General features: G+C 34.3%; 19 protein-coding genes. 7 read left to right on the forward strand and 12 right to left on the reverse strand.

Going from position 1 to position 21,644, the window contains the following annotated elements:
• The first annotated feature begins 13 nt into the window (after positions 1-13).
• Positions 14-1,048 carry a DUF3078 domain-containing protein gene (locus tag ACP7AQ_RS08240; RefSeq protein WP_426095104.1) on the forward strand — a complete coding sequence of 345 codons (1,035 nt, stop codon included), beginning with the start codon at positions 14-16 and terminating at the stop codon, positions 1,046-1,048.
• 3 nt (positions 1,049-1,051) lie between these two features.
• Here the strand turns inward: ACP7AQ_RS08240 and ACP7AQ_RS08245 are convergent, their stop codons facing one another.
• Together ACP7AQ_RS08245 and ACP7AQ_RS08250 are read right to left on the reverse strand one after the other, a co-directional pair.
• The gene (locus ACP7AQ_RS08245) at positions 1,052-2,398 is read right to left on the reverse strand and encodes a deoxyguanosinetriphosphate triphosphohydrolase (RefSeq protein ID WP_426095105.1); all 1,347 of its coding nucleotides are present in this window, start codon (positions 2,396-2,398) and stop codon (positions 1,052-1,054) included.
• A gap of 134 nt (positions 2,399-2,532) precedes the next feature.
• A complete protein-coding gene (locus ACP7AQ_RS08250) occupies positions 2,533-2,994 on the reverse strand; it encodes an Lrp/AsnC family transcriptional regulator (RefSeq protein WP_426062877.1) in 462 nt (153 codons plus the stop codon).
• Between the two features lie 157 nt (positions 2,995-3,151).
• On the opposite strand from ACP7AQ_RS08250, the gene metE reads away from it, so the two are divergent.
• Positions 3,152-5,476: a 5-methyltetrahydropteroyltriglutamate--homocysteine S-methyltransferase gene (gene metE, locus ACP7AQ_RS08255; RefSeq protein ID WP_426095106.1), complete on the forward strand. Its 2,325-nt coding sequence runs from the start codon at positions 3,152-3,154 to the stop codon at positions 5,474-5,476.
• Positions 5,477-5,559: 83 nt separating this feature from the next.
• On the opposite strand, the gene ACP7AQ_RS08260 is transcribed toward metE, so the two are convergent.
• The 6 genes from ACP7AQ_RS08260 to ACP7AQ_RS08285 form a co-directional block, all read right to left on the reverse strand.
• Entirely contained in the window at positions 5,560-6,255 is a 696-nt protein-coding gene (locus ACP7AQ_RS08260; protein ID WP_426095107.1) for a type 1 glutamine amidotransferase, read from the reverse strand.
• A 56-nt stretch (positions 6,256-6,311) separates the two neighbouring features.
• A complete protein-coding gene (locus ACP7AQ_RS08265) occupies positions 6,312-6,806 on the reverse strand; it encodes an RDD family protein (RefSeq protein ID WP_426095108.1) in 495 nt (164 codons plus the stop codon).
• 428 nt (positions 6,807-7,234) lie between these two features.
• Entirely contained in the window at positions 7,235-7,966 is a 732-nt protein-coding gene (locus ACP7AQ_RS08270) for a DUF3800 domain-containing protein (RefSeq protein WP_426095109.1), read from the reverse strand.
• 10 nt (positions 7,967-7,976) lie between these two features.
• Entirely contained in the window at positions 7,977-10,391 is a 2,415-nt protein-coding gene (locus tag ACP7AQ_RS08275; protein WP_426095110.1) for a ribonucleoside-diphosphate reductase subunit alpha, read from the reverse strand.
• Positions 10,392-10,634: 243 nt separating this feature from the next.
• Positions 10,635-11,612 (reverse strand): ribonucleotide-diphosphate reductase subunit beta, encoded by a 978-nt coding sequence (locus ACP7AQ_RS08280; RefSeq protein WP_426095111.1) that lies wholly within the window; start codon positions 11,610-11,612, stop codon positions 10,635-10,637.
• A 253-nt stretch (positions 11,613-11,865) separates the two neighbouring features.
• Positions 11,866-12,441 carry a DUF3109 family protein gene (locus tag ACP7AQ_RS08285; protein ID WP_091203042.1) on the reverse strand — a complete coding sequence of 192 codons (576 nt, stop codon included), beginning with the start codon at positions 12,439-12,441 and terminating at the stop codon, positions 11,866-11,868.
• Between the two features lie 1,109 nt (positions 12,442-13,550).
• Here ACP7AQ_RS08285 and ACP7AQ_RS08290 point away from each other — a divergent pair.
• On the forward strand, positions 13,551-14,129 hold the full coding sequence (locus ACP7AQ_RS08290; RefSeq protein ID WP_091203045.1) for a MarC family protein: 579 nt from the start codon (positions 13,551-13,553) through the stop codon (positions 14,127-14,129).
• Between the two features lie 131 nt (positions 14,130-14,260).
• Positions 14,261-14,461: a hypothetical protein gene (locus ACP7AQ_RS08295; protein ID WP_113634088.1), complete on the forward strand. Its 201-nt coding sequence runs from the start codon at positions 14,261-14,263 to the stop codon at positions 14,459-14,461.
• An 831-nt stretch (positions 14,462-15,292) separates the two neighbouring features.
• On the opposite strand, the gene ACP7AQ_RS08300 is transcribed toward ACP7AQ_RS08295, so the two are convergent.
• The 3 genes from ACP7AQ_RS08300 to ACP7AQ_RS08310 are packed head-to-tail and all read right to left on the reverse strand — an operon-like array spanning position 15,293 to position 17,894.
• Positions 15,293-16,867, reverse strand: coding sequence for a S41 family peptidase (locus ACP7AQ_RS08300; RefSeq protein WP_426095112.1), 1,575 nt, complete (start codon positions 16,865-16,867; stop codon positions 15,293-15,295).
• A complete protein-coding gene (locus tag ACP7AQ_RS08305) occupies positions 16,868-17,299 on the reverse strand; it encodes a deoxycytidylate deaminase (RefSeq protein WP_426062867.1) in 432 nt (143 codons plus the stop codon).
• 1 nt (position 17,300) lies between these two features.
• A complete protein-coding gene (locus ACP7AQ_RS08310; RefSeq protein WP_426095113.1) occupies positions 17,301-17,894 on the reverse strand; it encodes a HupE/UreJ family protein in 594 nt (197 codons plus the stop codon).
• Positions 17,895-18,074: 180 nt separating this feature from the next.
• On the opposite strand from ACP7AQ_RS08310, the gene ACP7AQ_RS08315 reads away from it, so the two are divergent.
• Positions 18,075-18,506: a TerB family tellurite resistance protein gene (locus tag ACP7AQ_RS08315; RefSeq protein ID WP_426062865.1), complete on the forward strand. Its 432-nt coding sequence runs from the start codon at positions 18,075-18,077 to the stop codon at positions 18,504-18,506.
• Between the two features lie 60 nt (positions 18,507-18,566).
• On the opposite strand, the gene fbp is transcribed toward ACP7AQ_RS08315, so the two are convergent.
• Complete coding sequence (gene fbp, locus ACP7AQ_RS08320) at positions 18,567-19,586, reverse strand: class 1 fructose-bisphosphatase (RefSeq protein ID WP_426062864.1); 1,020 nt, start codon at positions 19,584-19,586, stop codon at positions 18,567-18,569.
• Between the two features lie 170 nt (positions 19,587-19,756).
• Between fbp and ACP7AQ_RS08325 the strand changes: the two genes are divergently transcribed.
• A complete protein-coding gene (locus tag ACP7AQ_RS08325) occupies positions 19,757-20,263 on the forward strand; it encodes a GNAT family N-acetyltransferase (protein WP_426095114.1) in 507 nt (168 codons plus the stop codon).
• A 29-nt stretch (positions 20,264-20,292) separates the two neighbouring features.
• Positions 20,293-21,549 (forward strand): aspartate kinase, encoded by a 1,257-nt coding sequence (locus ACP7AQ_RS08330; RefSeq protein ID WP_426095115.1) that lies wholly within the window; start codon positions 20,293-20,295, stop codon positions 21,547-21,549.
• The last annotated feature ends 95 nt before the right edge of the window (positions 21,550-21,644 follow it).

A 21,644-nucleotide genomic window follows, 5' to 3' on the forward strand; every position in this document is an offset into this window, starting at 1 on the left:
CAACTACTCCAAAATGAAATTAATAACGTACGCCTTTCTCATACTTACCTGCATTATTTCTATTAATTGTTTTTCCCAAGAAGTAACAAACACCACTCTTTCCGATGGACTCACACCTGTAACAACACTAACAACCGCAGGAAAATCATTGCATGTCCCACTAAAAATACAAACCAAAACACACTACCTTCCTTTAACTTATTGGAGTAAAAAAAACAGTGTAGGCTTTGACATTTCCGAAGTGGCTTTCGTAAACTGGAGTGCTGGGGGGACAAGTTCCATTTCAGGATTATTAAAAGGTAAATTTCATAGAGTTTATACCCGTAGCAATTATATTTGGGCAAATGAGCTTTTAATTCGATATGGTTTGAACAAACAAGAACGCACCGAAGTAAGAAAAACAGATGATGCAATACAATTAAACTCTACATTTGGCTACCGTCAAGACACTTTATCCAACTGGTACCATTCTGCAAAATTCAATTTTAACACGCAGTTTACTAATGGATACGCCTATCCAAATACTAAAAAAGCGATATCAAAACCTTTTGCACCTGCTTATATTTTTATCGGAATTGGTGCCGAAAACGTAAACAAAGAGAAGAAAAGAATTTTTTACATCTCTCCATTTACATTTAAAACAACCTTAGTCTTAGATCAAACATTAGCCAATCAAGGTGCCTTTGGAGTTCCTAAAGCTACCTACGATCTGGATGGAAATTTGCTTACTGAAGGAGAAAAATCGAAGATGGAATTAGGGATATTAGCCTCTGGTCATATTAAAAAAGAAATTTTTAAGAATATCCATTTAGAAAACCGCTTAAGCTTGTATTCAGATTATGTAAATCGTTTTGGAAATATTGATGTGGATTATGATTTTCAAGTCGAACTTATTGTTAATCAATATGTAAAAGCTAATATTGGAGCACATGTTATTTACGATGATGATATCAAATCAAAAAGAGAAATTTCAGGCATACAAGTAACCGAAGGTCCAAAAACGCAAGTAAGGCAAGCTGTAGGTGTTGGAATTGAGTATGTTTTTTAAAAATTAATTCTTTTTTCGCCCATTAATAGTTTCAAATAATTCCAGTGCATTCCCATCGGTCAGCAAAGAGATAAAATGACAAATATGAAGTAATCGTCCGTACAAGTCTTCTTTTTCAAGATGATGTTTCTCAGGCAACATTTTCAGAATTAAAGAATCGTAATTAGACGCATTCCCGTTGTATTTATTATTAAAAGCCGTGATGAATTTATCTAGTAAGGTTTGAATAATCTGATAACCCACAATTTCTTTCTCAATCACTTCCCTACTTTGGTAAATATTATTAACACTAATCTTGATAATATCATCCATTTGTGCTTTATACTTACTTTTATCCATGATCGCAAAAGGAAATTTACCCTCCAGAATTGACGCTTCATTTTCGATAAAAACTTTCACTGCGTCATTAATTAAGCTTCCTATTGCCAAAGCCCGCAAATAGCTTATTCGGTCTTCTTTAGTTTCCAAAGTTTTATATTTCGAAGTATCGATGCTGTCCTTTACCAATTTTATCAGATATTCCAAAGCAAAATCTTCGGAAACTAATCCTAAGTTTATTCCGTCTTCAAAATCAATAATCGTATAACAAATATCATCAGCTGCTTCCACTAAATAAGCCAAAGGATGTCTTTCGAAACCTATATTATCTCCCGATTTATTTGGAATCAATCCCATCTCATTAGCCACATCTTGAAAAAAAGCTTTGTCTGTTTGAAAGAAACCGTATTTTTTATCGGCAATATTTTGTGTCGGCTTTTTTGGTAAACTTTCTTTTGGGTATTTCGTAAATGCACCCAATGTTGCATATGAAAGTCGAATTCCTCCTTCTACTCCTGGTCTTGAACTGTTTAAAACTGAAAATCCATTCGCATTTCCTTCAAAATCAATTAAATCCTGCCATTCTTTTGCAGTAAGCTGATTTTTATATTTTTGTCCGTTTCCAATGGAGAAATATTCTCCAATCGCTTTTTCGCCAGAATGACCAAAAGGCGGATTGCCAATGTCATGCGCCAAAGATGCGGCGGCAACAATAGCTCCAAAATCATTCATGTGATAGCCATGAACTTCTTTCAGATGCGGATATTTTTCTATGATTTTTTTTCCAACCAATCGTCCTAAAGAACGCCCCACAACCGAAACTTCTAAACTATGTGTCAATCTAGTGTGAACAAAATCAGTTTTTGATAACGGAATAACCTGTGTTTTATCCTGCAAACTTCTAAAGGCTGCTGAGAAGATAATACGATCGTAATCCACCTCAAAACCAAGTCGCGTATCATCTTGTTCTATACGTAATCTTTTCCCTTTGTCTCCCTGACGTTTTAGTGATAAAAGTTGTTCCCAGTTCATTATGATTTATAATTTCAGATTAACGAATTTTGATTCCAAATTAAAAAAAACCAAAAATACATTTTATTTTAAGATTTTACCCAGCAATTAAAATTCTCTCCAATCAAAAACTTCAATAAATTGCTTCCGCATTATCAAATCGCCAATGCCGTACTGTGTTTAATTTCTCCCATTACAAAAACGCTTTGTGTATTCCCAATATTCTCGATAGTGGATAATTTATTCATCACAAAATCCTGATAACTGGACATATCCTCGACCAGAATTTTCAACATAAAGTCATAATCGCCTGCAATATTGTAACATTCTATAATTTCCGGAAGGGCAACAATATCTTTTACAAAATTACTACCTACGTTTCTGGCGTGTTCTTTGAGCCGAACATTACAAAAAACAGTCATCCCAAGATTCAATTTTTTCTTGTTCAATAAGGCCACATATTTCATAATATAGCCGTCCCGTTCCAGTTTTTTTATACGTTCATAAACAGGTGTTACCGTAAGAAATAATTTACTGGCTAACTCTTTAGTATTGATGTTCGAGTTTTCCTGCAAATGCTTTAAGATTTGCAAATCAATGTTATCTATATTTTCCATAGTATTTTTTACTGTTAAAAATCATTTTTAAAGTTTCATACCGAACTAAAACCTATCATCTATCAATATAATACTTTTATTCACTGAAACAATTCGCTAATTTAAGTTTTAATATCCAATACAATAACTTTGTTCCGTAAAAAATACTTTTTTAAAAATGAAAACAAACAATCTAGGTTATCCAAGAATTGGTAGCAACAGAGAATTAAAAAAAGCATGTGAATCGTATTGGGCAGGAAAAATCTCCTCAGAAGAACTTTTAACTGTAGGCGCAACTATCCGCAAAGAAAACTGGCAATTACAAGCAGAAGCCGGAATTGATTTAATCCCTTCTAATGACTTTTCGTTTTACGACCAAGTACTGGATTTATCACTTACTTTGGGAGTTATTCCAAAGCGTTATCAAGAATTAGCCAAAACAAACTCCAATATCGATCTGTATTTCGCCATGGCCAGAGGTTCGCAAAAAGACGGACAAGATGTGGTTGCCATGGAAATGACAAAATGGTTTGATACTAACTACCATTATATTGTTCCAGAATTCACTCAAGATCAAGAATTTAAATTATTCTCAGAAAAAATAATCGATGAATTTAAAGAAGCCAATGCTTTAGGAATCGCAACAAAACCAGTTCTACTAGGACCCGTAACTTATTTGCTCCTTGGAAAAGAAAAACAAGCAGGTTTCCATAGAATCGATCTTATCGAAAAATTACTTCCGGTATATTTTGAAATCCTTCAAAAACTGGAAAATGAAAACGTGGAATGGATCCAATTTGACGAACCATTTTTAGCTTTGAATCTAACTGATAAAGAAAGAAATGCAATAACTTATGTTTATAATGAAATCAACAAGCGTTTCCCTAAAATCAAATTAATTCTTGCGAACTATTTTGATTGTTTCGGAGAAAATCTTGAAACCGTTCTTGCTTTGCCTGTTGATACTTTGCATTTAGATTTAGTGCGTTGTCATTCCCAATTAGATGACATCTTAGAATCAGGAAAACTATCCAGCACGGTAAGTCTTTCCCTTGGCGTTGTTGATGGCAGAAATATTTGGAAAAATGATTTCAAAAAATCGTTAGCCCTTATTCAGAAAGCCACGGACGCACTTAGCGAAAACAGAATCCTAATTGCGCCATCGTGCTCCCTGATTCATTCGCCTTGTGATTTAGATTCAGAAACCAATGATACTACGCTGACTCCCGAAATCAAACAATGGCTGGCTTTCGCCAAACAAAAAATAGAAGAAATAGTACTGCTACAAAATTTCGCTTCAGGTGAGATAACGCTCGTTGATTCTGTCCTATTTCAAGAAAACACAACCGCCAACGAAAACCGAAAAACATCTAAATTAATCCATAATGATGTGGTGAAAAATCGGGTTACCAGCATTGCAACTGGTGATGATCAAAGAGAAAATCCATTTTCAGTCCGTAGAAAAAAGCAAATAGACGTTTTGAAGCTTCCGTTATTCCCAACTACTACTATTGGTTCTTTTCCACAAACTACCGAAGTCCGAAACTGGAGAGCGAAGTTCAAAAAAGGCGAATTAAGCCCACAACAATATGATGATTTACTCCAAAAAGAAACCGAAGAAACGATTCGCTTTCAGGAAGAAACAGGCATTGATGTACTGGTTCACGGAGAATTTGAACGCAACGATATGGTGGAATATTTTGGAGAGCAACTCGACGGATTTACGTTTACCAAAAACGGCTGGGTACAAAGTTACGGTAGCCGCTGCGTGAAACCTCCCGTTATTTATGGTGATGTATCGCGTCCCAACCCAATGACTGTGCAATGGTCGGCCTTTGCACAATCGCTTACGCCAAAATGGGTAAAAGGAATGCTAACCGGTCCCGTGACTATTTTGCAGTGGTCTTTTGTCCGTAACGATCAACCTCGCTCAGAAACCTGCACCCAAATTGCATTGGCGATTAGAGATGAAGTAATCGACTTAGAAAAGGCAGGAATTAAGATTATTCAAATTGATGAACCCGCCATTCGAGAAGGATTGCCTTTACGCAAAGAAGAATGGGCAACCTATTTGGATTGGGCAGTAAAAGCGTTTAGAATTTCGGCGAGTGGTGTAAAAGATGATACCCAAATCCATACCCACATGTGCTACAGTGAGTTTAACGATATTATTCAAAATATTGCTGATATGGATGCCGATGTTATCACCATAGAATGTTCGCGTTCGCAAATGGAATTATTGGATGCTTTTGCCGATTTTAATTATCCTAACGAGATAGGACCTGGCGTGTATGACATTCACTCGCCTCGTGTTCCTTCTAGTTCCGAAATGGTTAAATTATTAGAAAAAGCGTCAGCAGTGATTCCTGTAGATCAGCTTTGGGTAAATCCGGACTGTGGCTTAAAAACCCGCCACTGGGACGAAACCAAAAAAGCACTAATCGAAATGGTAGCTGCAGCTAAGGAAATGAGAATTGCTGTCGCAAACATTGCAATCGTTTAACAACCTGACTTCAGGTAAGCACTAAAATAAAAACCTAGTAGATGCTCGATTTACTAGGTTTTGTTTTAAAAAACAATCGGGTTCTATTTAAACAAATTATCCAAAAGAGAAAACATCAGTCGATTATTTTCTTTTATAAATGTAGTACTACTTACGATCTCATCATAGGTTTGAACATACGTGTCTTTTACTAATTCTGATTGCTCATGAAAAGCCATTTTTTTCATAGCCTCATCCGTTACTTCCAAATGGAATTGAAGTCCCAATACTTGATCATTATATAAAAAAGCCTGATTTGCACAGGCTTCTGATTCCATTAAGCGAGTAGCATTTTCAGGAATCGAAAACGTTTCCCCGTGCCAATGAAAAACAGAAAATGATTTTGGATAAGCCTTTAGTATCGCAACATTTGAATCTAAAATTGAAACAGGAAACCAACCAATTTCTTTTTGCTCATTATCCGTAATATTTCCTCCCAACACATTTGAAATTAATTGCGCTCCCAGACAGATTCCGATTATTTTTTTTCGCCGATCAATTGCGGACTTGACGAATACTTTTTCGTCTTTTAGCCAAGGAAATATGGCTTCGTCATGAATACTCATGGGACCGCCCAAGATAATCAGAGCGTCTATCGTATCAAGATCCGGAAATTTAGGATTGTGGTATAATGTGGTATACGAAAGGGAATGCCCGTTCTCTTGAATCCAATTCTCTATACAACCCAGACCTTCAAAAGGAACGTGCTGTAAGCAATGGATATTTAATTTTTTACTCATACTGTCTTGTGCAGGTTTTCTACAAAATTAATGAATCATTACCTTCAGAACTAGAATTATACTCCAATTTCATCCGATGGAACAAACATTTTCATTTTCTCGACAAACTCGTGCTTTTTTACCACATAAGTTGCTGATAAAGTATCGTGCAAACCCCTTTCTGTTTTACCAAGAAATGAAAAAGGGTCCATAGGATTTAGACGGGATACTGCTCGTATCATAAAGTTTTTGGTATTGGGTTTGGAACCATCAACTCGTACTACAATAGTTTTGGTGAAATACTTAGCGAAAGTTCTGGAGAAGTACATTTCCGTAAATACATAGTAAAAAAACAAAATAATAAGTCCAAAGAACAAATTTTCAATCAAACTTAGTGATTTAAGCCAGTTCGATGCTCTGTCACTATAAGTTAAGTCTCCAATAATATTTACGGTGGTGCCAATACTGATTCCGATAATGTAAATAATAAAAACATCGATAAGAAGATTTAGCAAACGCTGACTTTTGGAAGCTAATAAATCATCTGTAACAGTAAATTTTTTATTTTCCATGTAATGAATGTAAAAAGGTTTATTTTTAAAGGGAGCTATCTCAAATATAGTGAATTATTTACAAATGTTAATATTAAATCTTGGTGTTTTAGCCCTGATTACTTCACTCAACTTTCATTTTGTTTAGAGTTAAGTGAACTTTGTTTGAAGTGGAAATCTTTTTTATATTTTCCTTTAAAATAAAAAGATTCCAAAGAAAAGCGGGAAATAGCTCCAGAAAACAAAGGCTTTCTAATTATTTTTATGTTTTATAAGAACTTTAATATGTAATCCATAGCTACAGACTGCAACTTTTTGCTAAATATTAATTTATTTATTACAAATTTGTAATATCTTTGCAAAAGAATTACACATCATTTGATGTAAATATAATAGGATTGGGGTGTCCCCGGTCGACAAAAAAGGCTGATTTAATCAGCCTTTTTGTTTTATGGAAAAACTTTCAAACCATAGCGTTTACCATTTTTCGTGTAAAATTTTTCTTTGATTAATTCAAATGATATATTAACTCCTTCTGGAGTAATTATTTTTCTAGCTATTGGATATGCCAATAAATCCGAGATCTGTAAACCATTACTATTTTCTTTCTTACCAAGAAATTTATATTTAATTGCATACTTTTTCATTCTTTCTACATCCACATAATAAGTCCCAATTTGACTTAATTTGTGTAAATGACTAGATAGTTTCAAATCTTCTTTCCTACCTCTCTTTTCGATTATTATCTCTAAAGATTTACAATCTTTCATCTCATCAAGACAGAAAATTGTTCTTTCTAAGATAAAGGATAAAGCAATTTCATAAACATCATCTTCTAATTTTCCATATTTTTTAATAAATGCAATTTTATCAATCGCAGAACTAATAATATTGTAATTACTTGAAGTAAGAATGTGATTTATATCTTCATAAAATCTTTCTTTAATCGTTAAATCAAATAAAATTTTAAATTCATTATTACATTTTCGTATATCCCGCGAATGTAAAATCACATTAGTATTGTTCCAGTATTTTATTTTCAAACTATTTAGAACTGAATTAATATTAAAATATTCAACTTCAGAAACTAAAACGCCACAAAGTAAAAACACTGGAAAACCTTCATCAATAGTCTTCAAACCATGATCTCCACTTTCATCAATAAATAAATAATATTTCAATTATTATTTATTAACTCCCACACATTTCACATTCGTCAGGCCCTGCATTTTTAGACAATTCAAGCATGGCTCTGTATTCATCCGAAGTCATTTCTACTGCTTCAGCGACTGCAGGAAAAGAGATTGATTGCTCTTTAATTTCGATTGGCTCTGCTTTTTTGTCATTGTTTAATGTAAATTTAATCGCATCCACCGCAGCTTTTGTTCTTAAATAGTACATTCCCGTTTTCAATCCAGATTGCCAAGCGTAAAAATGCATTGATGTCAATTTTGAATAATTGGCATTTTGCATGAACAAGTTCAATGATTGTGATTGATCCACAAAATAACCACGCTGACGAGACATATCGATAATGTCTTTCATGGACATTTCCCATACTGTTTTGTACAATTCTTTCAAATCTTGCGGAATATTCAGGTCTTGAACCGAACCGTTATTTCGCATTAATTCTTGTTTCAATGTTTCGTTCCACAAACCACGCTCCACTAAATCGTGCAACAAGTGTTTGTTTACCACAATAAATTCTCCTGAAAGGACTCTTCTGGTGTAAATATTAGAAGTATAAGGTTCGAATGCTTCGTTGTTCCCCAAAATTTGTGAAGTCGATGCCGTTGGCATTGGCGCGACTAACAACGAGTTTCTCACTCCGTGTTCCATCACTTCTTTTCGTAATGAAGCCCAGTCCCAACGACCAGATAATTCTTCATCTTTCATTCCCCACAAATTGTATTGGAATTCTCCTTGAGAAATTGGCGAACCTTCAAAAGTGGAATAAGGCCCTTCTTCTTTGGCCATTTCCATCGATGCGGTTACCGCTGCAAAGTATAATGTTTCAAAAATTTCCTGATTCAGTTTTTTAGCCTCGTCGCTCGTAAACGGCATACGCAACATAATGAAAGCATCGGCTAATCCTTGCACTCCAAGTCCAATTGGTCTGTGGCGTTTATTCGAATTTTCTCCTTCAATTACTGGATAATAATTTCTATCGATTACTTTATTTAAGTTTCTAGTTACCCGTTTTGTAACGGTATACATCAATTCATGGTCAAACTTTCCATTAGAAACAAACATCGGCAAGGAAAGAGAGGCTAGATTACAGACTGCAATTTCATCTTTGGATGTAAATTCCATAATCTCGGTACACAAATTCGAAGAACGAATCGTACCCAGATTTTTCTGGTTTGATTTTCTATTAACTGCATCTTTATACAACATGTAAGGCGTTCCGGTTTCGATTTGCGATTCCAGAATTTTCTCCCACAGTTCATGCGCTTTAATGGTTTTTCTACCTTTTCCACGTTTCTCGTAATCAATGTACATGGCTTCAAACTCTTCGCCATACACATCATACAATCCCGGACATTCATTAGGACACATCAACGTCCAATAACTGTCTTCCTGTACTCTTTTCATGAACAAATCCGAAGTCCACATCGCAAAAAACAAATCTCTGGCGCGCATTTCTTCTTTTCCGGTATTCTTTTTTAAGTCCAAAAATTCAAAAATATCTGCATGCCAAGTTTCGATGTATATTGCAAAACTACCTTTACGTTTTCCACCACCTTGATCTACATAACGCGCCGTATCATTAAAAACACGTAACATCGGTACAATTCCGTTTGACGTACCATTGGTTCCACGAATATAGGAACCCGTTGCTCTTACATTGTGAATCGAAAGTCCAACACCGCCAGCTGATTGCGAGATTTTAGCCGTTTGTTTCAACGTGTCGTAAATCCCGTCAATACTATCATCTTGCATCGCCAAAAGGAAACAAGAAGACATCTGAGGTTTTGGAGTTCCTGCATTGAATAATGTAGGCGTTGCATGCGTAAAGAATTTTTTCGACATTAAGTCGTACGTTTCAATCACCGATTCTAAATCATCTAAGTGAATCCCAACCGAAACACGCATCAACATGTGTTGCGGACGCTCCACGATTTTACCGTTTATTTTTAGCAAATAGGATCTTTCCAAGGTTTTAAACCCAAAATAATCATAATTAAAATCTCTGTTATATATCACGTGTGAATCCAAAAATTCAGCATTTTTCATAATCACCTGATGTACTTCATCAGATAACAAAGGTGCATCTTGTCCATTTCTCGGGTTTACATAATGAAACATATCGTTCATTGTTTCCGAAAATGATTTTTTAGTATTGGAATGCAAATTCGAAATTGCAATTCTTGCTGCCAATTGTGCGTAATCAGGATGCGCAATAGTCATTGAAGCTGCAGTTTCGGCTGCTAAATTATCTAATTCTGACGTAGAAACTCCATCATAAAGCCCTTCAATTACTCGCATTGCGACTTTCACGGCATCAACCAAATCATTCAAACCATAACATAGTTTTTTAATTCTATCTGTGATTTTGTCGAACATTACCGGCTCTTTGTGCCCGTCTCTTTTTACTACGTACATACTTTTGTTTGTTTTTTAAAACAGAAAATCCCTTCGCTGTTTTTCGTTATTTGTAATTTATGCTGAACTTGTTTCAGCATCTTTTTATGGAGCTATTTCCAGCTATCCATTGCAATCTTTCTAGTCCTGAACTTGTTTCAGGATCCTGAAACAAGTTCAGGACTAGAAAGGATTTCCATTACTATCTGGGCTATTGCAAGAGTAGCACAAAAAATATTTAATGGATCAATAAAAATTCAAATTTTAAAAATCAGCGTCAAAAGATATTTTTTGAGCATCACCATCCGTGTTCATTACACCTGCTTTTTGATATTCGGCTACTTTCTTTTCAAAGAAGTTTGTTTTCCCTTGAAGAGAAATCATATCCATAAAATCAAATGGGTTTGTAGTATTATATTCTCTCTCGCAACCTAATTCCACTAACAATCTGTCAGCAACAAATTCTAAATATTGTGTCATTAATACGGCATTCATTCCTATCAAACTTACAGGAAGTGACTCGGTGATAAATTCTCTTTCAATATTTAAAGCATCCACAATAATACCTCTGATTCTTTCTTTTGGCACTTTATTCACCAAGTGGTGGTTGTGTAAATGCACGGCAAAATCACAGTGAACTCCTTCATCACGAGAAATCAATTCGTTAGAAAACGTCAATCCTGGCATTAATCCACGTTTTTTCAACCAATAAATAGAACAAAATGCTCCCGAAAAGAAAATTCCTTCAACCGCTGCAAAAGCGATCAATCGTTCTGCAAATGAATCCGATTCAATCCATTTTAGAGCCCAGTCCGCTTTTTTCTTAATTGCAGGAAAAACTTCTAACGCATTGAACAAGTCATCTTTCTCCACTTCATCTTTTACATACGTATCAATTAATAAGGAATAGGTTTCGCTATGAATGTTTTCCATCATAATTTGAAAACCGTAAAAGAATTTTGCTTCCGCATATTGTACTTCGTTCACAAAATTTTCAGCTAGATTCTCATTTACGATTCCATCTGAAGCAGCAAAAAATGCCAAAATATGCTTGACAAAATAACGCTCATCATCAGAAAGTTTGTTATTCCAGTCATTTAAATCTTGTGACAAATCAATTTCTTCAGCAGTCCAGAAACTGGCTTCCATACTTTTATAAAATTCCCAAATATCATGGTGTTTGATTGGAAAAATTACGAAACGATTTTTATTCTCTTGTAAAATTGGTTCAACTTGTGCCATTATAGTAGTTTGTTTTTTTTGAGATTTTAACGGAATAAACACCGTTTTGAGAGTTACAAAGATTGTAAAATATTGCTAGAATTAAAAGCCAAACTTATTCACAATCGGTTATAGTTTTTAACAAATAGAAAAATTAAAGAGAATTTTTATTCAAACTATAAAAAACTGTAAATCAGTTAATTAAAATTTAAAAAACACTGTAAAGTACCGTAGAATATAGGATTTTAAAAATAGAAAACAAGGATTTTTTATTCTATTTTGAATTATTTTTAAGCTCTTCAGCAACTGTTTCGAGCTCTGCATACCAATCCTCTCCAAACCTTCTTACGAGAGCTTCTTTGACAAATTTATAAACCGGAACTTCTAACTCTTGACCTAAAGAACAGGCTGGATCACAAATATCCCATTTATCGTAATTAACGGCAGCAAATTCCGTAAAATCTTTTACACGAACGGGGTACAAGTGGCAGGACACCGGTTTTTTCCAATCGATTATTCCTTGATTGTACGCTTGCTCGATACCGCATAGAGCCGTTTTACCGTCAAAAATTACATACGCGCAATCTTTGTTGTCTATTAAAGGTGTTTCAAGATCGCCATCAGTTCCTTTTACCCAAGTTCCTTGCGCTTCGATCGCAGCAATTCCTTGCTTGCGTAAAAATGGTTTTACTTTTGGATAAATAGATTCGAGGATTTGAGTTTCCTCCAAACTTAAAGGTGCTCCAGCGTCGCCGTCTACGCAGCAGGCGCCTTTACAAGCAGTCAAATTGCAAACAAAATCTTTTTGGAGTAAGTCTTCAGAGACGATGGTTTTTCCTAGTTGAAACATTATTACGAGGTAGTATGATTATAAAATGCAAATATAATCAAACTAAGACAAAGGGGAATTTTAAAATGTAATTTTAAAACACTACTTAGAGAATTATAATTTGAGTTTTGATTAGACATAATTATATAATTATTCTCGTATTTGTCGATGGTTATACGTTTTAAACCTCCAAAACTGCCGTCTGATTGAAAAGACGGTACTGCTCAAGCAAGTGTGATTTTACAAATAGAATTATTTAAATTACCCCTATATACATTGACTTTGCTATCACATATTAAATTACTAGGACGAGATTCTAAATTAAAAATCAGCCAGCTGTGAGTAGCTTTGAAACTTATTGAGGCAATATTTGAATAAGAAGCCAAATAATAAGCCTCTTTAGCATCAATTGTAAAATCTCTAATTAATCCATAGTCTGAAGTAAATTGAGAAATATTTCCCGAGACATCTATCTACTTTAAGCTTCCATCCAAAAAATCATCGACAAATAAATCACTCTTTTTTTATCAAAAAACAGATCACCAGCAGAAAAATCAACTTTTAAAAACGGAATGGCGTTTCCATACACACCAATTTTATCAATGTTCGTTAAAATATTTTCAATTTTTAAAGCAAATAAATTGCCTTTGGAATTCAACGACACCACCTAATAATTATCTTTTACAAAAGTTGAAATGGCACCGGAAATAGCTATTTTATATATTACCCATTTATTGATAAAAATAGAATGAAGGATTTATCATATAATTAAGCATGAGGAAAAGAAAGAATTTCATTCAAATTTGAGGAATATCAAATTGTGAAGGGATTTAGAACATTTTACAAATAAAAATACAGTGATTAAATATCAATATTACTCCTATAAACATATCACACATTTTAACCAAATCAGCTAAAAAAATATTTGATTTTGGAGTTAAAAACAATAAAATACAAAAATGCTTGATAATGACCATTTTTTAAAAAACCAATAAATAATAAATTTAATTATTCCAAATTCTTAAAAATTGATAAAAATTATTTCTAGAGAAAATCTCTAAAGTATTACAGTGGAGAAAACTAGAAGCAGATGTGAGATTAAAAATATAACTTTGCAAACAAAAAAAGATATGTTAGAATTCGACATTAGAGAAATTATCACAGTGGGTATGGTACTTTTTGCCGTAATTGATATTGTGGGATCCATCCCGATAATTGTTGATTTAAGAACGAAACATGGACACATTGAGTCTGAAAAAGCTTCGATTGTTGCCGGTGTAATTATGATTGTCTTCCTTTTTGCAGGGGAAGAACTTTTAAAATTAATTGGTATCGACGTAAATTCTTTCGCCGTTGCCGGTTCATTTGTCTTATTCTTTTTGGCGTTGGAAATGATTTTAGGAATTCGGATTTATCGGGACGAGGAAGCCAGTTCAGCCTCGATTGTTCCGCTTGCGTTTCCTCTAATAGCCGGCGCGGGAACGATGACTACCTTACTTTCATTACGGTCTCAGTTTTACACAATTAATATTGTCATCGCCATCATATTGAATATCATACTGGTATACATCGTTTTGAAATCCTCTTCTAAAATAGAAAAAATGCTTGGCGAGAATGGACTTGGAGTCATTCGAAAGACTTTTGGAGTTGTACTGCTTGCTATTGCTGTTAAATTATTCGCTGCGAATGTTAAAGGTTTGTTTGTCTAAATTAAATTTACATAAATTTACCCTCCAATTCAATGCTACTAAATAAATTAGATTTTTTGGGAGTTTTATTTTCAGTTTAAAAAACCAATCTCAACTATCTGTTTCTTTTAAAACAAAAACAATAACGTATTATGAAAATTTTCACTAACATTTTGGTATTTTTAGCAATAGCTCTAATCCTTTTTAATGTTACTTTGCTGGATTTTAGAAATCCCTTTCAAGGAGAAAGTGTCGTTGCTTTTATTGGAATCGCGGCTTCGTTTTGTGCTGTAATGATTCTATTAATCTTTAGAATTTCAAAAAGAATTGAAGAGAAAACCAACGAAAAGTAATCCTTTATTTTGATGTACTTATTTTAGGTGCTGGTGTTTCAGAAATGTCGTGTTCGCTTATTTTAGCTTCTGCTAAAAAGACATCTCTTCTAGCCGATCAAAAAATCGGCGTTTTTACCCATCAAAAAATATCTAGATTTCAAGAAGCGCTGTTGAATGCTGTCTACGGAGAATATCTCGTGCAACATTAGGCGCTGATTTATTGAAGGAAAGCACGACACATTTTTAAGAAACGTATTCGAAGATTACACAAATCCAAGTGAAAAGTACTGAAAATCGAAGGCAGTTTTCACGAATTTACAGTGACCACAAACAAAACTACCTACAAAACCAGTATAATTGTGGTAGAAATTAGTTCAGCTAACATTTTCTCCATTGAAATTTTGATGCAGTATATAGAACGGCATTAAAAATCACTTTTCGAAAAACAAAGAATACAACTCAAAACCATTGACCATGAAGTTGTTGAAGGCATTTATGTGACAGAAACTTAAGCAGATTGGAGAATTCAACTGCTCATTGCTGCCGGAAGTGGAGCAGCTGTTGCAACGGACATTCTTACTTTATGGAGTGGCGCGACCCAAACTCATGCTTATAATAGTATCAGTTGAAAAAGTTGAATTAAACTTTTAATTATCCCTCAACGCTAGACTATTAATTATTTCAAGACAGAATTTTCATTCAATTCAACTTTCTTTAAAATAGATTTAATTCCTTCAAAATCTTTTTGTTTTAAACAAATTTCAAAATCATTGGTAAGTCTTGTAACCTACCATTGTTCATTGACTGTCATTCCAGAAAACTTAAATTGCATATTGCAGAAAATATTTATTATCTCTGATTTAAAACCTTTTTAACCATCGCATCTTCTTTCAAAACAATTTGATAATAATAGTTTTCCCCGTACAATTGTCGGGCAAATTCAGCGGCCAAATACCTTTTTACCAAAGCCTTGCTTTTTCCAAAATTTAAATCCAACCCATTTCCGAAAATAAATTTTTGAAACGCATTGAAATAGAAATCCGTTGCATTCATTTTAGTTTTAAATTGGTCGAAAGACAAACCTTTAAAAGTGCTTCTATGTTTATCTAATTGTTCAAAAACAAAATTACCAACGATTCCGGATTGTAATAAATAAGCGGCACTTTCATTTCCGTGCTCCACTTCCAGCGGTACAAAAACGTCAGGCACAATTCCGCCGCCGCCGTAAACAATTTTACCTTTTTTAGTTCTGAATTTTATAGTGTCCGAAACTTTTATGCTGTCTTTTTCATACAATTCCCCATTTCCAAAACGGGCTTCAGATTCTTTGAAATACGCTTCATTTCCTTTTGAATATGGTTTTTGAATCGAACGACCGGTAGGCGTGTAATATCTGGCAATAGTCAATCGAACGGCTGAACCATCAGCAAAATTCATTTCTCGTTGTACCAATCCTTTTCCAAAAGAACGGCGCCCTACAATGGTTCCTCTATCATTATCCTGAACTGCACCGGCAAGAATTTCACTGGCCGAGGCGGTGTTTTCATTGATTAAAATAAAAACATTTCTTTTTTCAAAATTGCCTTTTGCAGTAGCAAATGTTTTATCAATATTTCCGTTTTTGTTTTTGGTGAACACAATTAGTTGCTTATCCGTCAACAGTTCATCGGCAATAGCAATGGCCTCTTCCATGTAACCTCCACCGTTATCTCGAACGTCAATAATAAGTGAATTTGCACCTTGCTGTTTCAGTTTTGTTAAACCTAACATAAACTCACTGTAGGTCGTTTCCGAAAACCTATTTATTTTAATGTAGCCTGTTTTATTACTCAAAAGCAGCGCCACATCCACACTTTTCAGAGGAATAATATCGCGCTTAATTTTCACTTTTAGTCTTTTGTCTTCCGATTTTCTGTAAATGGTAAGTTCAATATTTGATCCAACCGTTCCTTTCAATTTAGAATACAAACTGTCACTTGGCAATTTTCGCCCAAACAATTTTGTTTTATCGGCATATAAAATTCGATCACCTGCTTTAATTCCAGCTTTTGCCGAAGGGCCGTTCTCCACTGGTTTTATAACGGCAACAGAATCTTTATACATGTAAAAATTTACGCCAATTCCCACGAAATTCCCCTTCATACTTTCCATCACTTCCTGCTGGTCGCTGGGCGGAATATAAACGGAATGTGGGTCTAATTTTGCCAAAATATTATCAACGGTAAGGTTTACAATAGAATCTGTGTTGACATCATCTACATATTCATTATCAATAAAATCGATGAGTTTATTCAGTTTATTTTTCGAATTATTTTTGACTAAATAATCCGCTGTATTAGGGAAATTCAATAGCCCGCCCAGAACAATACCCAAAGCGAGTGTTGCAAAAATAAGAATGGGCAGATATTTAGTATTAAAGTTCATTTATTCTTCTAAAATTGAAATATGTTCCACTTCAACTCCTGCTTTTATCAAAAATTGAATTCCAGAATCATCGCGGTAACCTTTATGGTAAACCACCCTTTTTATTCCTGACTGATGAATCAACTTGCTGCATTCCTTGCAAGGCGAAAGCGTAATATATAAAGTCGCGCCTTCACAAGATTGCGTGGATCGGGCTACTTTCAGAATCGCATTTGCTTCAGCGTGTAAAACATCCCAACGTGTCAAGCCTTCTTCATCTTCACAGCAGTTTTCAAAACCAGTAGGTGTTCCGTTGTATCCGTCGGAAATTATCATTCTATCCCGCACAATAATCGCACCAACTTGTTTGCGTTTACAGTAAGACAAAAGACTCCATTCTTTGGCAATTCTGAGATACGCTTTATCGTATTTATTCAATTTTTTTTCGCTCATTTTATCTTTTCCACATTTCACTTTCAACAATCATAGGTATCACTACTCCTATTATAAAGGCCGACATTACCAATGTCCAATCGCGTTTCGAAAATCTAAAAACGGTTTGAACTATATACGATAAAATCAAAACCACAAAAACCACTACAATCTGAGCCGCTTCTATTCCTAACGCAAACTCGGACAATGGCAATATTTTAGATGTAGCATCACCGCCCAGAATCGATTTGAAATAATTTGAAAATCCCAAACCATGGATTATCCCAAAGAAAAGTGTGATAAAAAACACCACATTTATACTTTCTTTCTTGCTTGATTTTCCTGCCGTAAAAAGATTAAATAAAGCCGTTATGAGTATCGTAATTGGAATCAGCAACTCGACCACATTTACTTTTATAGCAATTATTTCAAAAACCGAAAGCATCAAAGCCATTGTGTGACCAATGGTAAAAAGGGTAACCAAAAGCACAACTCGTTTCCAATCCTTGAAGGAGAAAGGAACTGCTAGTGCTATTAAAAATAAAACATGGTCATAAGCATGAATATCTAAAACGTGTTTTAATCCTATTTGAAAGTAAATCCAAAATTCTGACATCGGTAAATAATTAGGTTGATAAAGGGGTTGTAAACTTACGATTAATTTTGAAAATGATTGATTTGATTATTTAAATAAATGCACTTCAAAAGACATCGGATGCAAAGAAAAAATATAAAAAAAATAAAAATTATTAATTTAAAAATAGATTTATCTTTGTCAGATATAAAACCAATAATTATGTCATTTTCAGATTTATTTGATAGCGAATTCAAGCAGAGAAATAAAGGCCATTTTGCATCAATTGTACGTGTAGCACTTACTGACGAGGAATTTTCGCCAGAAGAAAAAGCATTTTTAGACAAACTGGCAGTTCGATTAGAAATTTCTCCTGCAGAATATGAAGAGATTCTAGAGAATCCTCTAAAATATCCAATCAATCCTCCTTATTTGTACGAACAAAGAATAGAGCGCTTGTATGATTTAGCCCGAATCGTTCACGTTGACCATCATTTAGGTGACAAACAAGAGCTGATGCTGAGAAAAATTGGTGTTGGTTTAGGGTTTAACACTGAAAATGTGAATTACATCGTAGATAAAGCACTGATTTTAGTGGATAAAGAAGTTGATTTCGACACTTTTCTCTTCGAAATGAAAAACATGAACAAGTAATTACAAATCATACGAAAAAAGCTCCCAGAAATCTGGGAGCTTTTTTTATAAACCTGAATTTTAGTATTTGCTTAATTTAGCTTCGTGCATAAATTCTTCCGCTTTTTCTACCATGTTGTAGCTTCCGCAAAAGAACGGCACCCTTTCATGTAATTCTGTCGGTTCAATTTCCATGATTCTGCTAAATCCATTAGAAGCTTTTCCTCCGGCTTGTTCCGCAATAAAAGCTAATGGATTGCATTCATACAGCAATCGTAATTTTCCTTTTGGCGCTTTGGAACTTGTAGGATATAAATAAATCCCACCTTTAATCATATTTCTGTGAATATCGGAAACCAAACTACCTATATATCTTGAAGTATATGGCCGGTCCCCTTCCTCTAATTGGCAATATTTGATGTAATCTTTTACTCCTTGCGGAAAATGAACATAATTCCCTTCGTTGATGGAATAAATATGACCATCTGTTGGGAATTTCATTTTTGGATGCGATAAATAAAAGGTTCCAATGGCCGGATTCAACGTAAATCCATTGACTCCGTGTCCTGTTGTATAAACTAACATTGTTGACGTTCCGTAAATTACATATCCTGCAGCAACCTGATTAATTCCAGGCTGTAAAAAATCTTCAAGGGTAACTGGAGTTCCTATTGGAGTAATTCTTCTGTAAACCGAAAATATAGTTCCAACCGAAACATTTACATCAATATTTGATGAACCGTCAAGCGGATCCATTAGCACTACATACTTATTATTATGGCTGTTATCACTTCCTTCTACGGTGATGAAATCATCATTTTCTTCAGAGGCGATACCACAAACTATTTCGCGATTGATCAACGTTTGTATAAAAACTTCATTGGCATAAACATCAAGTTTTTGCTGATCTTCACCTTGTATGTTCTGTTCCCCCGCTGCCCCTACAATGTCAACTAATCCAGCTTTGTTCACTTTATAATTGACGACTTTGGCAGCCAATCGGATGGAATTAATGATTCGGGATAATTCGCCTGACGAATATTGAAAAGCGTTTTGATTTTCAATAATAAATTCTCCTAGTGTTTTGTTGCGTTCTTCCATTACGAAATCGATGTAGTTAATTTGAAGTCACAAATATCGTTTTTTTTGTGAAAATGATTTGAATATAATTTAGTTAGTTTGCCAGTATTGTATATTTGCTGAATAAACCACAAAATTATTGTGTAAAAATTCAATTTTATTACATTTTTGAACCATTAAAATAAAAATTTATGAATATTCGAAAAGGAACTCAGCAAGACATGCAAGCCGTTTTGGGCCTTATTCAAGAATTAGCTGCATTTGAAAAAGAGCCAGATGCTGTTCTTGTAACTGTTGACGATTTAATTCGGGATGGTTTTGGTCCTGTTCCTTTATTTCATGTTTTTGTTGCCGAAGTGGATGATGATAAAAGTGATAGCGAACCGGCGAAGCAAATAGTTGGTATCGCATTATGGTATTACCGCTTTTCAACTTGGAAAGGAAAAACAATTCATTTAGAGGATTTAGTGGTAAAAGACAAAATGCGTGGAACCGGACTTGGATACGCGTTGTATTCTGAAGTTTTAAAACAAGCGAAAAAAGATCAGGTCCGAAGAGTGGAATGGAATGTGTTAGACTGGAATACACCGGCAATCGAATTATATGAAAAATCAGGTGCAAAAGTGCTTCGAGATTGGTTTGTGGTACAAATGGACGAAATAGGAATCAATCATTTCGTGGAAGATAAATTAAAATAAAGCATAAAGAACAATTTTTGGTTAAAACTATGAGAATATTCAAATTTGGAGGAGCTTCTGTAAAAGATGCCGCAGGAATTAAAAACGTATATGAAGTTTTACAAAAAGTGGGATACGAAGATGTATTGTTGGTCGTTTCTGCAATGGGAAAAACGACGAATGCATTGGAAATTGTCATAAAAAACTATTTCGACAAATCGGCCGAATTAAATTCAGCTGTCCAAGAAGTAAAAAAATACCACAATCAAATTTTGATGGATTTATTTGAGGAAGACAAAAATGACGTTTTTGCCGCTGTAAATACACAATTTACTGATTTAGAATATTTCTTAACACACAATAAATCTCCCAATTATAATTTTGTTTACGACCAAATTGTAAGTTACGGAGAATTAATTTCGACTACTATCCTGAGTCATTTCATGAATTTCATGGGTATAAAAACGCAATGGTTGGACGTTCGTAATTTCATAAAAACAGACGCAAATTATAGAGATGCCGAAGTGGATTGGGAATTGACACAAAAAAATATTGCCAAAAACGTTAAACGAAAAATACTGAACATCACACAAGGTTTCTTGGGTTCAGATGAGAATAATTTCACTACCACTTTGGGTCGTGAAGGTTCTGATTATACTGCTGCAATTTTTGCATATTGCTTAAATGCCGAAAGCGTAACTATCTGGAAAGATGTTCCCGGAGTAATGAATGCCGACCCAAGATATTTTGAAAATGCCAGCCTATTAAATCAAATTTCCTATCGCGAAGCCATTGAATTAGCTTTTTACGGCGCAACGGTTATTCACCCAAAAACGTTGCAGCCTTTACAGAAAAAAGAAATTCCTTTATATGTAAAATCCTTTATAAACCCATTATTAAAAGGAACAAGTGTTGCTAAAGGTGTCGATTTAGAACCGTATCTGCCTTGTTTTATTGTCAAAAGAAACCAACTTTTGATTTCGCTTTCCTCAATAGATTTCTCTTTCATCATGGAAGAAAACATTAGTGAGATTTTTGCATTGTTTCACCAATTCAAAATAAAAGTAAACTTAATTCAGAATTCTGCAATTAGTTTCTCAGTATGTGTGGAAGATAAATTTGATACTTTTAAAGCATTGAATGCCATTTTATCTAAAAAATTCAAAGTTGAATTTAATGAAAATGTCACTTTATATACCATTAGACATTTCGATGACAAAGCAACTCAAACTGTCGAAGAAAACAAAATTGTCTTGTTGAAACAAGTCAGTCGTGAAACCATGCAAGTCGTGACAAAAGAAGTTTAAAAACTGTTTAATACTATTGAAAAATGGGAATCGAAATTAAATTTTGATTCCCATTTTTTGTTGCTCAAAGAATATAAACAAAAGCATAACGCGAG

The sequence above is a fragment of the Flavobacterium sp. DSR2-3-3 genome (assembly GCF_049896585.1).
Lineage (GTDB): Bacteria > Bacteroidota > Bacteroidia > Flavobacteriales > Flavobacteriaceae > Flavobacterium.

Bases quoted from the DNA above. Each gene is read 5' to 3' on its own strand.
- ACP7AQ_RS08240 (WP_426095104.1), top strand. From the start codon at position 14: ATGAAATTAATAACGTACGCCTTTCTCATACTTACCTGCATTATTTCT.
- ACP7AQ_RS08245 (WP_426095105.1), bottom strand. From the start codon at position 2,398: ATGAACTGGGAACAACTTTTATCACTAAAACGTCAGGGAGACAAAGGG.
- ACP7AQ_RS08250 (WP_426062877.1), bottom strand. From the start codon at position 2,994: ATGGAAAATATAGATAACATTGATTTGCAAATCTTAAAGCATTTGCAG.
- metE (WP_426095106.1), top strand. From the start codon at position 3,152: ATGAAAACAAACAATCTAGGTTATCCAAGAATTGGTAGCAACAGAGAA.
- ACP7AQ_RS08260 (WP_426095107.1), bottom strand. From the start codon at position 6,255: ATGAGTAAAAAATTAAATATCCATTGCTTACAGCACGTTCCTTTTGAA.
- ACP7AQ_RS08265 (WP_426095108.1), bottom strand. From the start codon at position 6,806: ATGGAAAATAAAAAATTTACTGTTACAGATGATTTATTAGCTTCCAAA.
- ACP7AQ_RS08275 (WP_426095110.1), bottom strand. From the start codon at position 10,391: ATGTACGTAGTAAAAAGAGACGGGCACAAAGAGCCGGTAATGTTCGAC.
- ACP7AQ_RS08280 (WP_426095111.1), bottom strand. From the start codon at position 11,612: ATGGCACAAGTTGAACCAATTTTACAAGAGAATAAAAATCGTTTCGTA.
- ACP7AQ_RS08285 (WP_091203042.1), bottom strand. From the start codon at position 12,441: ATGTTTCAACTAGGAAAAACCATCGTCTCTGAAGACTTACTCCAAAAA.
- ACP7AQ_RS08290 (WP_091203045.1), top strand. From the start codon at position 13,551: ATGTTAGAATTCGACATTAGAGAAATTATCACAGTGGGTATGGTACTT.
- ACP7AQ_RS08295 (WP_113634088.1), top strand. From the start codon at position 14,261: ATGAAAATTTTCACTAACATTTTGGTATTTTTAGCAATAGCTCTAATC.
- ACP7AQ_RS08300 (WP_426095112.1), bottom strand. From the start codon at position 16,867: ATGAACTTTAATACTAAATATCTGCCCATTCTTATTTTTGCAACACTC.
- ACP7AQ_RS08305 (WP_426062867.1), bottom strand. From the start codon at position 17,299: ATGAGCGAAAAAAAATTGAATAAATACGATAAAGCGTATCTCAGAATT.
- ACP7AQ_RS08310 (WP_426095113.1), bottom strand. From the start codon at position 17,894: ATGTCAGAATTTTGGATTTACTTTCAAATAGGATTAAAACACGTTTTA.
- ACP7AQ_RS08315 (WP_426062865.1), top strand. From the start codon at position 18,075: ATGTCATTTTCAGATTTATTTGATAGCGAATTCAAGCAGAGAAATAAA.
- fbp (WP_426062864.1), bottom strand. From the start codon at position 19,586: ATGGAAGAACGCAACAAAACACTAGGAGAATTTATTATTGAAAATCAA.
- ACP7AQ_RS08325 (WP_426095114.1), top strand. From the start codon at position 19,757: ATGAATATTCGAAAAGGAACTCAGCAAGACATGCAAGCCGTTTTGGGC.
- ACP7AQ_RS08330 (WP_426095115.1), top strand. From the start codon at position 20,293: ATGAGAATATTCAAATTTGGAGGAGCTTCTGTAAAAGATGCCGCAGGA.